Here is a 13,692-nt window from a genome sequence, read left to right as displayed (position 1 = left end):
AGATCTCGTGGTGCGGAGATTAAGCCCGCACCCGCTTTCTAAAATTATGCGAGCCAAGCTCCAAGTAGCCGACTACAAGATCTGCAGGCTTTTTCGGTAGAAGCTGATAATTTCCTCGGGGTCGCCTGAGAAGAGGAGTTGCTCTTTCATCCACACTGGCATACGGCCGTCTGCCACGAGCTGGGCGAATTGGTTTTCCAAGTTTTTCCAAAACGTGTCGTGATAAAACACATACGGGACGCGGGGGCGGATGCCGAGTTTCATGTTGCAAAGCTCGATTCCGATTTCCTCCATGGTACCGGCTCCTCCAATATTAAAGATACAGAAGTCAGCGACTTGGAACCATTTCTGGCGATTGTGGCGGTTGGTCTCTTGGAATGTGTTAAAGAAGTTAACGCCGACTTTTGGAGGCTGGGCTTCAAGTTCTAGGAAGGCAGCTCCGGTTAGGCAACCGCGCTTGCGGGCGACGTCATTGGCAAGCCCCATGACCCCTTCGCCGCCACCTGTGAGGATGCCGACGTTGTTGCCGAAAAAGTCAGTCATGCGAACCACAAGCTCGCTGATCTTCTTTTCTTCTTCGGCGTCCATCTGTAAGGCCGAACCGTAGAATGCGAGAATGGTGCACGCCAGGAAGCGGTCGACTTCTTCTTCGCGAATGAAGAAGCCGTGGTCGTGCTTGTAAGTGTGCACGTAGAGATCGTCTAAGGTTAGCCAGTAGACGTTCATGCCAAGTTGATGGTAGGTCTCGAGATGGGAGTGGGCCTCGTTTGTGAGGAAAAACTCCTGCAGTGGAGTCGCCTTGCGGAATACGATATTCTTAATTTCGAGTCTTTTAAAATTGGCGAGAATCTCAACGTGTTCTGTCAGGCTAGGGAAATAGTCGAGGACGAGGGTGTCAGCTTCCTGATCGCCTTTTCTGAGGGCTTGAGTGACAGTGCGGAATCCGAAATGTCCATTGCGAGCAACTCGCTTAAGCTCGTCTGCAATGGAATTGGCCGCTCGAATCAGGATACTTTGATTGTCGGTCTTGGCGCTTTGACCGCGCAGCGAGATGTCTGTGGTAGTACGGAGACGGTCGAACTGTTGCTTCGGCTTGGCATCGAGCTGCCGGTAAATCTTATCGAGATTAGAAAAGAAGACCAGGCGCTGGTCGCGCTTCTCGGCGAGTCGATCACGGTCGAAGTGAGGTGCTCGATATACTTCGATAGAGACGACGGGGTTTATGACTGGCTGGTCACTGCGATTGTAGATCTCGAGAATGATTCCCGATCCGAACGTTTTAATTGGATCAAGAAGTACCGCTCCGGAATGTAGTCCGAAATTGCCCTCGCCGCGATTGAGTACGACGTAGTGTTCTTTCAGATACATCGAGCAGCTGGTAAGGAGGCCGGAGTGAGGCTCGATAGCGACCACGGATAGGTCTTCGCGCTCTTGGACTTTGTCTAGAAAGGTACGAGGGATGAGACCCTTGACCAAACGGATGTGATCTAGCTCGGTAACGTTCTGCGGAAGCGTGTATTGTACTTTGTGCGGGGTGAGGAAGACGCGTCCGAAGCGATCTATCGAAGTTGTATTTGGAAGTTTTATACGGTTTTCCTGCAGCGCTTGCCAGATCTCGTCGGAGGTGAGCTTTTGGCTCTCTGGAGCGTAGAAGAGTCGACCGGCTGCGGTAGCAGGTTGGAGGAGCTTTTCGGCGTACGTGGCGCAAGGGAAGTTCGTATCGTACACGAAGGCGGTACCATCCAGTATAAGTCGGTCGCGATTCAGCCGAGGTGGGCGGGGGGTGTAAATCTCGATGCCTATTCGCGCGAGGGAGCTGCGTTCGCTGAATTGGATGCTGTCGAGACGTTTGGCCACGAAGGCGATCTCTTCGGGGGAACGCAGTTTAAAAGTGATTGTCAGCGCAACTTGGTTGGCTTCGGCAGCTTGTTTAGTGGTAGTGATGAGACCGTCATCGCTGATCCAGAAGGATTCTTCGTTCATTGAGGGATGGTTGGAGTTGCTTGGGATTTTGGATATTTACAAGCCAAGTCAAATCCCTTCGACTGGCAAGCTCAGCTCCGATCTCTTCGCCTATTGAGCGAGGATTAATGTATTGATGACTAATATCTTATGAAAAAGTTTCTAGCGACAGCAGCCTTTTGTGCCCTTTCCGTGCCCGTTTGGGGCCAACTCGCGGATATGATTGATATGCCTGAAGGCGAGGATGCCGAGCCGAACTACTCGGAAGAGGAGCTCTTGCGTTCTTGGGGTTGGTTGCTCGCAGAACGTTTCACGCTGAAAGATTTGGATATTTCAGCGCAGGAGCTTGACTGGATCGCTGCTGGGATGATGAGCCATATTTCAGGGGACGATGCTCCGACGGACTTGAGCCAATCTCAACTTGCTCTGCAGGAATATTTCTCAGAGCGCGAATTGACGATCCAGCAGCGTCAGCTCGAAGCGAATCGTCGGGAAGGAGAGGAATTTTTCGACTCTCTTTTCGGTCGTCCGGACATGCTCTCTCTCGGTACAGGGTTGTTCTACGAAATCAAGGACCCAGGTAGCGATGTTCGTCCCACCAAGTCGGATACGGTAGTGGTCCACTACGAAGGTCGTTTTTTGGATAATACGGTTTTTGACACCTCGGCTGGAAAGTTGCCTATCGCCTTCAAGCTTGACGAAGTGATTCCTGCTTGGACTCAGGGGATTCCTCTCATCGGAGAAGGTGGCAAGATCAAGCTGTACGTGCCTTCCGACTTAGGGTACGGCGACGAAGGCCGGCCCGGAATACCTCCCGCATCTACTTTGGTATTCGAGGTGAACCTAATCAAGGTTGGCTTGCCAGACGAGACTACTGACTCGGTGGAAGGCGCGGATCCTGTAGAGGATATCACTTTCCCGAGCGCTCCAGACAGTTTCAGCGAGGAGCAATAGCTTCTGCTAAGGGCGAGTCGGGGTTCACTGTTCTTTTGCTGGTATGCGGCTCGCTTTGGTAACGGAAACGTTTCCTCCTGAGGTCAATGGTGTATCCATGACTTTAGGACGCTTGTGCGATGGGCTGGCGGAGCGAGGCTGGGATTTGCTTGTGGTGCGCCCGGTCCAGGAACATGAGGAGGTAGACGCTCCTTCACCTGAAAAGGCATTTGAGGAGTTCATTGTAGCTGGAGTTCCGTTGCCCGGTTACTCGACTCTGAGGATGGGCGAGCCTGCAGGTTTCAGCCTGCATCGGATATGGAAAGAGAAGAGGCCCGATGTAGTACACATCGCTACCGAAGGTCCTTTGGGAGTTGCCGCCTTGATCGCGGCTAAGCTTCTGGACATCCCGGTTTCCTCAACCTTTCACACCAATTTCGACCAGTATAGCGACCACTACAGCGTAGGAGGAGTCCAGCGGATAATGTCTGCTTACTTGCGCATGGTCCACAACTTTTGCGGCTGTACCTTAGCGCCGACACAACAAATGGCGGAGGTTCTCACGACTGAAGGGTACTTTAATACAGGGGTTCTTTCGAGAGGTGTCGACACGCAGCTATTTTCGCCGACGAAGCGCGAGGACGTTTTGAGGAACAAGTGGGAGATTCCCGAAGGAGGCAGAGCCATCGTCTACGTGGGCCGGATCGCCAAGGAGAAGAATATCGATCTCGTGATGCAAGCCTACCGCTCAATCGTGGACGTTCGTCCAAAGGATCGGCTGATTCTGGTGGGTGGTGGGCCCGAACTCGAGCGCCTGAAACGGAAGTATCCAGATGTTTACTACGCGGGCATGCAAAAAGGCGAGGATCTAGCGAAGCACTATGCATCGGGTGATATTTTTCTCTTCGCTAGCGTGACTGAGACATTTGGCAACGTCGTTACAGAGGCGATGGCATCAGGCTTAGCCGTCTGCACCTACGATTATGCGGCGGGACGCGAATACGTCAGTTCAGGGAAAAACGGAGTTTTGGCGCGTTTCGGCGATGGTGGGGACTTTGTGGCGAAGGCTCTATCGCTTTGCTCCGAGTCGGACGAAGCTCTGGATCAAATCCGGCTGGAGGCCCGCAAGACTGCGGAAGGAATCAGTTGGGATTCTGTCGTTGAGAGCTTTCAACATTCCTTGTACGAGCTCGTTGAACGTAATCGCGGCTAGGTTGTTGCTTTTTTGCGGGCAAGCGTGTTGAGGATTAGTGCAGATGGCAACGGAACTGGCATTCATCGTTAATCCAATCTCAGGCAAACGGCTGAAGGGGGCGGAGCGTATCGCTCGAGTACAGGATTTCGTCGACTCGGAAAATCTGGATGCAGTGGTGTGGGCGACGCATAGAGCGGGGCATGCCCCGGAATTAGCGAAACTAGCCTTGGACCAAGGAGTGCAGCGAATTGTTGCTGTAGGCGGCGATGGCACCATAAACGAAATTGGACGTGTTATCGTGGGATCGAGTTGCGAGTTTGGCCTGGTGCCGATGGGCTCTGGGAACGGGTTAGCTCGCCACATCGGAATACCGCTGGGCTTTGAGAGAGCTCTGAAGCTAGCTGCGACCGGTTCGGCTATAAAGGTCGACACTGGCGAAGCGGACGGGCGCCCGTTTTTCAACGTTATGGGAATCGGTTTCGACGCCGAGGTCGGTCGCCGTTTCAACGAGACGGAAGGGCGTGGGCTTTTGAATTACATGAAGGAAGGTTGGAAGGCGTTTCGCGGCTATCGCTCCTTGCAGTGTGATATCGAAACCAGCTCCGGTTCGCGGACCTTGAGCGCCTATATCGTGGCGGTCGCGAATTCTTCCCAATACGGGAGTAACGCCTTTATTGCTCCAGACGCTTCGATGACCGATGGTAAGCTCAATTTGGTAGCGATCTCAGAGCCTAATTTCCTCAGTTTCTTCATCCTGATCTGGAGAATGTTTCGCAAGAAACTTTATCACAGCCCGCGCGTAACGCCAATCTGCTCGGAGAGTTTTACGCTGCGGATGAAAGACGGTGGCTTTTTTCACGTGGACGGAGAAATCTTCAAATGCGGTAAAAATTTAACCGTAAAAGCTTGCCCAAAATCGCTTCGTATTGTGGCGATGACTTGCTAGGAATCGGCCGTCCGACTGGGACTATTATCGGGCGATTTTTTAGGAAAATTCGCCGTTTCATGGAAGAAAATACATTGTTAATAACTTGGTAGCAAGTGCTGCAGGACCATGATCTGAGCGGGTTTAGCGAATCGGACTGATTCATTTTTTACAAACAAGATTGAACAAGCCAAATTTTTTCGTTGAGTCCCGATCGATTCGAATCCAAGGCGATTTTTCCTCTGAAAAAGGCAGTGAAACCTGTTTGGCGCATTGAGACGAATTTGCGCCAAATGATGAGCATATTACTTTGCAGCTCGACCACTATTGTAAGTCGTTGATTGGCAGTTTGAAGCGGACTCTTGAGTAGCTGTCTTAATAGCTGTAGATAGGTTGGAATACGATCGCACTGGGAAATGAGCTCAAAAGGCCGTTTCTGGCTGTTTCGGTATCGTTACATCTGAACTCGGTCGCGCGCCATTCTAGAGGCGTCTAAGAGCCTTTTCTGCTATCCCTCGATCAGGGGGTATTCCCTAGTTTGACTAATTCAAAAGTAAAAATAGCGAATCGCGAAATATCTTGTGAAGAAGCTTGGGAGTTAACCCTGTCGTAACGATTCGGGGATATTACTAGCGACCAGTCTTGCTTCGATGAAAGTGCGCTTTTAGAGCTGCTCTAGATTATGAAAATCGCGATTGTTGGCTCTGGAGCCATCGGACTTTACTATGGCGCCCATTTACAGCGAAACGGGCACGAACTAGCCTTCTTAATGCGCAGCGATCTGGAGGTTGCTAAGGAAAACGGAATCAAGGTCGTCAAAAAGGACGACTCGTTTCACCTGGAATCTGTGTCCGCTTTTGGTGACACCACGGAGATCGGAATTTGCGATCTGGTGGTCGTTTCCGTGAAGGCGACTGGGAATGGGCGGCTCGCTCAAATGTTGCCACCGCTCGTAGGGCCTGAAACTAAGCTCTTAACCTTGCAGAACGGTTTGGGAAATGACCGTCTTTTAGACGAGCTCTTTCCAGCCAACAAAGTGCTTGGTGGTCTTTGCTTCGTCTGCCTTAACCGAATTTCTCCAGCCGTCGTGGAAAATTTCATGGCAGGCTCGATAAGCATAGGGCCGCGTAAAGAACGGGACATTCGAGCAGCCCAGGAAATCGCGGATACGTTCAATGCGGCAGGAATCAAGACGCGGTGCGAAGCGAATTTACGGGAGGTTCAATGGAAGAAGCTCGTATGGAACGTACCTTTCAATGGTTTGGCGATCGCTGCGGGAGGAGTCACGACGAATGTAATCGTCAAATCCCCCCATCTTTGCGAGGAGGCCCGAGCTTTGATGCGCGAGATCATGGATGCGGCCAAACATTTTGGGTTCGATTTCGGCGACGGATTCGCTGACTACCAAATTAAGATCACTCGTCCGATGGACGATTACCGACCCTCGAGCATGATCGATTTCGTCGAGGGAAGACCAGTGGAGGTCGAAGCGATTTGGGGTGAACCCTTGCGGCAAGCAAAGGCGGCTGGCGTGAAGATGCCCAAGCTAGAAATGCTGTACGCTCTGTTGAAGAACATTTGCAAGTAGGCGAATCGAAGGATGTGCATAGTCTATGCTCTTGTTTAAGCTTTCCAAAGGGATTCGGTTGCCGTGCGTTCCGCTCGTTTTGATAGCCTTCGCATGTCACGCTTATCCATCGGAAGGGCGCGAGATGGTGGGGCTCTTTTTGTCGAAAGCGGATCAGGAGCGCATTTCGGGATTTGATAGGTCAGACGACCCGCGAACGAGGAAACCTATCAAGGACCTCATGCGACGTGCCAAAAGCGCAGCAAAGGATTTTGCTGATCCTTTTCGCATGGATGACTTCACACAAATTGGGTTTGGCTGGTGCGACTCTAGTGATAAGTCAGGAACCTTAAGCGAGTTGACGGGGAAATTGGACAGGGAAAGCTCGAAGATGAGAGACCTAGCTCTGGCGTACGTGATTAGCGGATACAAGCCGTACGCGGTTAATGCAGAGCGCTACTTATTGGCGTGGGAAGATAAAGGCCAATTGCTCAACCTTTACGACCTCAACATAGATTTTAAAAGCGGTTCGTTCGATGGGATGACCGAAGACGGCTACTGTGGCCATCGACCTTGGAACTTCGCCTTGGATACCATGTGGCAAACCTACGGGCTGATCAACGCCAGCGATGCCTACTTGTTACTCAAGAACGGTGGTCACAAATTTAAGGATGAAGCACGAGTGCGCAGGTGGATTCGTGATTTGGCGGAAGCCGTGAACTCGAGTTTTCATGCCTGGACTCGCTGGGCGGACCACAATGAGTCGTCGCGGGCATACACTCGGTATCGCTCGGACAATCATCTTAGTTGGTGTTTAGCGGGGCTAGCAGCGGCGGGCGTCTCTCTTGGCGATCGGGAGCTGGTCCAGTACGTTATCAATGGCGGATCCTGGAACGATTCGAAGGGCGGCGAATATCGAAATCCCTCCAGTATCAAGAGTGTAATTGCATTAGCGATAGAGGATGAGGGAGAGACGCGTGGACGGATTTACGAAGAGAAAATCCGCCGCGAGCCTCCCGTCGGTTATTCGTTTTTTCATCTATGGCCGATGAGCTTGGTTGCGGTGATTTCCGAACGTCATGGAATTGAAGACGTTTGGGATTATTGTCCCGAGGATCAAGCCGGACTTAAGGAAGCATACCGTCGCTATGCTGAATATATCCTCGAGCTGCGAGAGTCACCAAATCCGAAACAGGAAAGGAGGAGGAACAGCTACTCTTGGTTATTCGAGATTGCCAGCAGTCAATGGCCTGAGGAAAGATTGTTCAGGGAAGCTCGAGATTTGGGCGATCGCAATAAGAACACGAGTCAATCCATCGGACCCGTGAGTCTCATCTTTTCAACGAAACAGGATTAGACTAACGAAAAACGCTGCTCTTGCTGAGCAGCGTTTTTATTAAAAAAGAGTTCGAGAACGATTTCTAGAGCGGCTTGTCGAGCTTGAGAAGTTCGCGGATGTCTGGGATGTCTCGAATGACTTGCGATGGCATCGGGCCGACGCCCACGTAACGAAGGTTAGGCAGTTCGGCTGGCCACTCGTCGCCCTGATAGGCCGAGTCGAGTAGGGCACGCATCATGCCTGCGATGTAGGCTTTGGCTTCAGTGGGAAGCTCGTCGAACTTGCGGCACTCGGAGATATCTTGAGCCCATCCTGCGTACTCTTGGTAGACAGGATTGAGCGTTTTGCGAATCGCGTCGGAGCGTGGAACACGGTAGTAGCGCTTGCCCTCTGTATCCTCGTAGGCGATGCAAATCTTGAGATTGCCCTTCCAGTCTCCGGAGTGGGTAAGGGCGTCGATCTTGTTGATCATCAGATCGTCGAATCCTCCGTAGCGAAGGGTATCGCCTTTTTCTACGGCGTCGTACCAGCCGACCATGCGTTGGCGTCCAGTGGATACGCCAAATTCGAGACGGCGGAGGAGGACGAAGAGGGGATGCTCAGGGTCTTCTTGCGTAATGAAAACGTGGGTACCGACCTTGGTGTCGTAAGCTTTGGCCACGCCGAACACGTGTAACGGTTGAACGGGCTGGCAAGCGGAGTTAAAGAATTCGGGAGCGTAGGTATGTGATGCGGATACGTTCGGCGAGAAGCCTTGCCGCTTGTCGAGCCAGTAGGCTTGGCCGTATTCGCCGATGACGTAGCGGTCGGCGCTTTGAGCTCCGCGGACGAGCTCGCGAACATCGACGATCTTGTCGGCTAGGTTTTGAGCTGTATCCCAATAGATCTCTACGATCTTTTCGATATCGAGCGTGAACGGCTCCTCTCCTTTGAAGATGGTGAAGTCGAACTCGTTTTCGTCGAAAATTCCCAGTTTGATCGCTTCTTCGTTGGCTCGGGTTTCGCCGAGTGTAAGCGTGTCGAAGAAGCTGTCCCAAGCTTCGGGAGTAGCTTGGCAAACGTGCTGGATGATGCGGCATGCTCTCTCGGCGCGGTGAGCCACCTTTTTAGCGTAGAGCTCTTGGTCAGCGAGGAAGTCGGAGTAGACGATTTGGAATTGGCCGACCTCGTCGAGGTAGGCGGGTGTGATTCCTCGACCCGTGCTGCCGCGTGGCTCTTCGTTGATGATGTTGACGCGATACCATTCCCAGGCGAGGTCGAGCAGACGGTGGATAACGTCGGAAACCATGCAGCGCTCGTCAATAGCGAGGCGTTCAGTGACGCGGTAGCCTTTGTGGTCCACTGGGAGCAGCTCCCACATGAACTTACGAGGATCCGCAACGACGCCGGCTCCGATTGCAAGCGTGTCCACAGACTGGTCGACGACGCCGGCGGGCAGGAGGTTGAGCTTGAGCCCGCCCGCGGTATGGCCGGAGTTAGCACCCCCGTTGACCTTGAGGACGACCTGCACGGGATTTTCGACGCCGGTTTTTTCACGAAGTTCCTCGACGATTTCGGAGATAAGGCGTCCTTTGCCTTCGTCTCCCATGCTGATGCCGCAGTCGGCGATGAATTTGCTTTTGTACTCTGTGAGGGCCATGTCTTTGTCTGCTTCGGCGGTTAGGACCAAAGCCGCGAGAAAATGCACAGCTTGTTGCGAGAGATCGAGCAAAACTTACAGCGAAGTTCTGCTAGTACTGCTTTCAAGGGGCTGCGAATAGGTGTCTTGCGCGAGATAAGACCCGTCCTGCGATGTTTTTGCGGTAAATGAAATGTTAAATACGGGGGTGGGGCATGTACGGTGCTTTGCGTATACGCGCACGACTTGATGAGACGAAAATTGCCTAGCTCCCCACTTTGGTTTCGTTCTACGATCGCCCTAGCATGGGTACTGATCGCGAGCACTCCCGTGGATGGTCAAGACTCCGATGACGAGGATGACGAACCTCTCATTGAAGTGATCAAGCAGCTGGTGTTTATCGAGCAGCATCTCTACTCCGCAGGAGTTTTGGATGGAATCGAGTCTCCCTATGATGTGCGCGTGGCTTCGGATGGAGGGCACGTTTATGTGGCCTCGTTAAAGAACGACGCGATCAGCTACTTCTCCCGCAACCAGACCAATGGGGAATTGACGTATTCAAATTTCGTGACTCAAGCCGACTTTGGCGAAAACGCCCTCGATGGAGTGCGCTCCTTGGCGATGAGTCCGGATGGTGAGTTTGTCTATGCGGTTTCCATGTTTTCAAACAGCCTGGCGACCTTTGACCGAGATAAGGCTTCGGGCAGTCTCAGTTTCGTGGATGCAATCTACGATGCCGACAATGGTGTGGATGGATTGGATGGGCCGCGGTCGATTGTGATGTCGCCGGATGGAAAGAACCTTTATGTGGCTGCCTACGACGACAGCAAGCTGAGCGTCTATAGCCGAAACACGGTTAATGGAGTGGCGAGCTTTCTAGGCGTTTACGAGGAAGGTGACCAAGGTGTACAAGAGTTGTCCAGTCCGCATGCCTTAGCCATGAGCCCTGACGGAAAGAGTCTCTACGTGGCTCTGTGGAGTAACGAAATCATTGTTTTCGCGCGAGAAAGCGCGAGTGGCTTGCTCACCTATCAGAGTCGACTAACCTACCTGGAGGGCGAGTCTAAGAAGCAGTCGCCGAGAGCCCTCGCTCTCAGCCCAGATGGAAAGTTCCTTTACGTGGCCTCGGCCAATAACGATGCGCTCAGTATCCTATCGAGAGATACAGAGACTGGTGCGATAGCGAATGTTGCAAACGTCTTGGACGACACTGGCGGAGTCGTTAACCTCGATGGGCCTCACGCGATATCGATTAGCTCCGACGGAGCTTACGTTTACATAGCGGCAGTGAGCAGCGATTCGGTTACCTCTTTCGAGCGGAATGCCACGACTGGAGGGCTGACTTATTACCAGAGTATCGTTTCCGAAGCGGAAGATTCGTGGGACATGAACGGCCCCATCTCCATCGGGACGAGTCCGGATGGGGAGCACGTCTATCTCGGCTCTGGTTCTGGCACTCACTCGATTTTAACCTTTCGCCGGGAGGTCTTGGTGGACCCGCCTGAGTTCGTGGTGCAGCCGGTTGACCAGACAATCGAGGAAGGACAGACTGTCGCCTTCTACGCCTTAGCCCAAGGAGTCGACTTGAGTTACCAATGGTTGCGTAACGGTTCGCCGGTTTCAGGAAAGACAATGCCGGTACTCACCATTCCCGCTGCAAGTTTGAGCGACGATGGGAGCAAGTTCAGCATTCGGGTGAGTAATCCGGGTGGCATCCTTACGAGCCCAGAAGTTAGCCTAACTGTATTGCCGCCCGTGGTCGTGAATGCCCCGAGTGACCTTACTGCTCTGGACATTTCCAGTAAGTCCGCGCGGTTGGTGTGGAAAGATGAAAGCGACAACGAAACGAGTTTCGACGTGCAACGAAGAGAACCAGGAGGAGAATTTACTGGGTTGGTCACTGTGTTGGAAGATCAAATACAGTACGATGACACTTCGCTTTCGGCTTCGACGACTTATATATACAGAGTCAGAGCTAGAAAAGGTGAAAATATTTCCCTTTGGTCGAACGATGCGGTCATCGAGTCATTCGCCGATTCACCGAATTCGCCAGTGAACCTCAACGTAGTCGAGCAAACGTACAACAAGGTTTCGCTGCGCTGGTCAGACCGCTCAGCGGTTGAGGACGGTTTCAGGATTCTACGTCGCTTAGACCAAGCCGGAGACTTATGGACGAGCGTGGCGACGGTTGAAAAGAATGTGACGACATTTGTTGATCGCTCGGTCAATCCGCTTTCAACTTACGCGTACAGAGTGCAAGCCTACAACGAGTCAGGAGATTCTGACTATACGAACTCGGTCGTAGCGATTACTGGCGAAATCCCGGTCGAGGCGATCACTCCAGTTTCGCGCAACATCACAGCGGACGCGAATACGAGTTTGTCGATTGGCGTGATGTCCTCGAAGGATTGGGAAGCGATCTCTCAAACTCCTTGGCTGGTTGTCACTAGCCCGGCGAAGGGTGAGGGAAGCGGAAACCAAGGCGTAAATTACCGATCGCTTATGAACAAATCGCAAAACGAGCGGATTGGTACAATCATAGTCGGTGGCCTGGAGCACACCGTCATACAGGAAGGATCACCTCCGTTTTTCGCAATTAGCTCGACTGAAACACAAGTTGGCGCTGACGGTGGCATTAAGGTTGTGGGTATCGAATCGAACATGGATTGGACCGCTAGTGTAGAGTCGGATTGGGTTTCCATTACTTCTGGTGCGACTGGATCCGACAATGATTCGGTGGTTTTAGCCATCGATGAAAACGATAGTTTCGAAGCGCGTGAAACAGAGCTCATTATCAACGACAGCACGCATCTTATCAAACAAGCGGGCAAGGTGCCTACGCTGAACCTGAGTTCGTTGAAAAAGCGCTTTGCCCGAGAAGGCGGGGCTGGAGTTGTCTCGGTTGATGCAAATATCGATTGGGATGCCAGTGTATCCGCTTCGTGGATCACTCTAACGAATTCGATCGCAGGTACAGGCGACGGTTCGATCGGCTTCTCTGTAGTGCCAAATGATACTTCTGATATGCGTACCGCAGACATCCTTGTGAACGACAAGGCTCTCAGCATCACCCAAGATCCGCCGTTAGAATCGGATGTAATCGAGCCGGAGTGGGTGCGGGTCACGGAAAAACCGTTGGGCGTTGATTTGCAGTGGCTCGACCTGTCCGACGATGAATCAGGCTTCCGGCTCCGGCGTTCGGTGCTCGGTTCGGATCGCGTTTTTGCAGTAGCGGACTTGCCTGCCGGCACGACTACCTACTTCGACAGAGACGCTCCAAGGGGAAAACAGGTCGAATATGCCCTCGTCTCCTACGATGCGATCGGCGAATCGGACGAAGTGAAGACGACCTCAGATCTGATCCCGTCAGCCAATATGACAAGCGTGGCTTTATATCTGGAAGCAGCCGCAGATACGAAAGTCTTCGAAGCAAAGATTCCTCTGGCGGGCGATGGCGAAGTTGTTTTGCAGCGGGAGGCTTCAGGCGGACGTTTTGGAGTGATGAATTTTGGAAGCCGGTATCCGGTTTCTCGTTACAGACTGGATTCGGACGCTGGAGAGCTTGAGTTGCTGGGAGAAGCGCAGTCGACGGATTGGAATAGCTACTACAAATTTAATGAAGCAGCTGGGGGAGTTGGTCTGAATTTCAATAGCGACCATATCGCCTACGCTGCTCAATCGATGGACGGGGGTTCTGCGTATCCGAGAGGAGCTCGAGCGATGGGGCAACTGCTGTCTCCGGAATCTGTTATTGTAATCGGCTTTGAAATCGAGGGAGAGATCGAATTGCCGATTCTCCTGCAAGGAGTTGGAAGTAGTATCAATGCAGGCTATGATTCGGAACGTGCTGCGAACCTGAAGGTGGAGCTTTTCGAACTATCGGGTACGGGTGCTTTAGCTCTGCTAGCCAGCAATGAAGATTGGATGACTGCCCAGAATGAGACTACTATCTCTCTCGATAATGCGATGGGGAAGACCGGAGCGCTCGTACTCTCTTCGACGGGTGGGATAGAAGTACGACTCTTGCGTATGCTCGGAAGTGGAAGGTATGTGGCGGTGCTGAGAAGTGCCAGCGGAGACTTGGGTACGGCTGCCCTAGAAGTCTATGACGCTCGATAGCTGTCGCAAACAGATGGATACGAAAAGAGCCACC

8 protein-coding genes are annotated in these 13,692 nt (G+C 52.4%); 6 read left to right on the top strand and 2 right to left on the bottom strand.

All coding sequences use genetic code 11. The annotated features are described in order from the left end of the window. Window positions 1–72: 72 nt before the first annotated feature. Window positions 73–1,983, bottom strand: a complete 1,911-nt coding sequence (locus QEH53_RS06335; protein ID WP_309022307.1) for an LOG family protein — start codon at window positions 1,981–1,983, stop codon at window positions 73–75. Between the two features lie 129 nt (window positions 1,984–2,112). Here QEH53_RS06335 and QEH53_RS06330 point away from each other — a divergent pair, with 129 nt between their 5' ends. The 5 genes from QEH53_RS06330 to QEH53_RS06310 all read left to right on the top strand — a co-directional run bounded on the left by QEH53_RS06330 (window position 2,113) and on the right by QEH53_RS06310 (window position 7,939). After that, window positions 2,113–2,916 carry an FKBP-type peptidyl-prolyl cis-trans isomerase gene (locus tag QEH53_RS06330; RefSeq protein ID WP_309022306.1) on the top strand — a complete coding sequence of 268 codons (804 nt, stop codon included), beginning with the start codon at window positions 2,113–2,115 and terminating at the stop codon, window positions 2,914–2,916. Between the two features lie 43 nt (window positions 2,917–2,959). Continuing rightward, entirely contained in the window at window positions 2,960–4,108 is a 1,149-nt protein-coding gene (locus QEH53_RS06325) for a glycosyltransferase family 1 protein (RefSeq protein WP_309022305.1), read from the top strand. Between the two features lie 43 nt (window positions 4,109–4,151). Further along, window positions 4,152–5,036, top strand: coding sequence for a YegS/Rv2252/BmrU family lipid kinase (locus QEH53_RS06320; protein WP_309022304.1), 885 nt, complete (start codon window positions 4,152–4,154; stop codon window positions 5,034–5,036). A gap of 661 nt (window positions 5,037–5,697) precedes the next feature. Beyond that, window positions 5,698–6,603, top strand: a complete 906-nt coding sequence (locus tag QEH53_RS06315) for a 2-dehydropantoate 2-reductase (RefSeq protein WP_309022303.1) — start codon at window positions 5,698–5,700, stop codon at window positions 6,601–6,603. Window positions 6,604–6,628: 25 nt separating this feature from the next. Further along, the gene (locus QEH53_RS06310; RefSeq protein WP_309022302.1) at window positions 6,629–7,939 is read left to right on the top strand and encodes an alginate lyase family protein; all 1,311 of its coding nucleotides are present in this window, start codon (window positions 6,629–6,631) and stop codon (window positions 7,937–7,939) included. Between the two features lie 64 nt (window positions 7,940–8,003). On the opposite strand, the gene QEH53_RS06305 is transcribed toward QEH53_RS06310, so the two are convergent. Continuing rightward, a complete protein-coding gene (locus QEH53_RS06305) occupies window positions 8,004–9,608 on the bottom strand; it encodes an adenylosuccinate synthetase (RefSeq protein ID WP_309022301.1) in 1,605 nt (534 codons plus the stop codon). Between the two features lie 192 nt (window positions 9,609–9,800). Between QEH53_RS06305 and QEH53_RS06300 the strand changes: the two genes are divergently transcribed. Continuing rightward, window positions 9,801–13,658 carry a beta-propeller fold lactonase family protein gene (locus QEH53_RS06300; protein WP_309022300.1) on the top strand — a complete coding sequence of 1,286 codons (3,858 nt, stop codon included), beginning with the start codon at window positions 9,801–9,803 and terminating at the stop codon, window positions 13,656–13,658. Window positions 13,659–13,692: the final 34 nt, after the last annotated feature.

The organism is Pelagicoccus sp. SDUM812002 (genome assembly GCF_031127835.1).
Lineage (GTDB): Bacteria > Verrucomicrobiota > Verrucomicrobiia > Opitutales > Opitutaceae > Pelagicoccus.
The sequence above is the reverse complement of the archived record's forward strand: the minus strand, read 5'-3'. Positions and strand labels throughout refer to the sequence as shown.

Coding starts and splice junctions, on each gene's coding strand:
- QEH53_RS06335 (WP_309022307.1), bottom strand. CDS start 1,983: ATGAACGAAGAATCCTTCTGGATCAGCGATGACGGTCTCATCACTACC.
- QEH53_RS06330 (WP_309022306.1), top strand. CDS start 2,113: ATGAAAAAGTTTCTAGCGACAGCAGCCTTTTGTGCCCTTTCCGTGCCC.
- QEH53_RS06325 (WP_309022305.1), top strand. CDS start 2,960: ATGCGGCTCGCTTTGGTAACGGAAACGTTTCCTCCTGAGGTCAATGGT.
- QEH53_RS06320 (WP_309022304.1), top strand. CDS start 4,152: ATGGCAACGGAACTGGCATTCATCGTTAATCCAATCTCAGGCAAACGG.
- QEH53_RS06315 (WP_309022303.1), top strand. CDS start 5,698: ATGAAAATCGCGATTGTTGGCTCTGGAGCCATCGGACTTTACTATGGC.
- QEH53_RS06310 (WP_309022302.1), top strand. CDS start 6,629: ATGCTCTTGTTTAAGCTTTCCAAAGGGATTCGGTTGCCGTGCGTTCCG.